Raw genomic sequence first — 765 nt, forward strand, 5'->3', positions numbered from 1 at the left:
TCTCTATTCTGCAACGGCTCGCCCACTGCGGTCTCAATGCGGCTTGTCTGACCAAAAAACGCCTCGCGGGCTCGGCTCGATCGTCTTCCCGCAACGGCGTGCTCGTTTTCTTCCCCTGGTCGCTATGCGCCCATTCCTCGCGAGACAAGAAAGCCTCGGCTAAAGGCCGTCCTCCACTTCGTTACGGCGCCAAGGGGTGCGGTCCGATCGTTTCCGGTCTCGTCGACAGCCATCGAGGCCGCGATGGGCGCGGCCCGACAACTGAAAAGGATCACGACAATGGCATCCATCGGCACTTTCGCCGCTTCCGAAAACGGCTTTTCCGGCGCCATCAAGACCCTCAACCTCAACGTCAAGGCCAAGATCGTCCGGGTCGAGCGCACCTCCGAGGACGCTCCCGACTTCCGGGTTCTGGCCGGCACCGTCGAATTCGGCGCCGGCTGGCAGAAGCAGGCCCGCGACAGCGAGCGCGACTACATCTCTGTCAAGCTCGATGATCCGAGCTTTGCCGCCCCGATCTACGCAACGCTGACCGAAGTCCAGGGCCAGGAAGGCCTGCAGCTCATCTGGTCGCGCAACACGCGCCGTTGACAAGCCGATCGCGAGCCTCGCTCGGTCCGAGCGGGGCTTTCGTCATGTCACTTGTTGAGCCCATCCTTCAGCGCCTTCGCAGGCTTTAACAGCCTGGCGCCTAACGCTCGGTGGAATAGGGCAACGTCAACAAAGCACAGCGCGCGCTCGAAGACAGGAAATAGGCGCCCCAAG

General features: G+C 62.4%; 1 protein-coding gene. It reads left to right on the forward strand.

Annotated elements, in window-relative coordinates; genetic code table 11:
* Positions 1-279 precede the first annotated feature (279 nt).
* The gene (locus tag AC1D35_RS36590) at positions 280-591 is read left to right on the forward strand and encodes a DUF736 domain-containing protein (protein ID WP_477942954.1); all 312 of its coding nucleotides are present in this window, start codon (positions 280-282) and stop codon (positions 589-591) included.
* The last annotated feature ends 174 nt before the right edge of the window (positions 592-765 follow it).

The sequence above is a fragment of the Rhizobium sp. P1_E6 genome, from assembly GCF_056405875.1.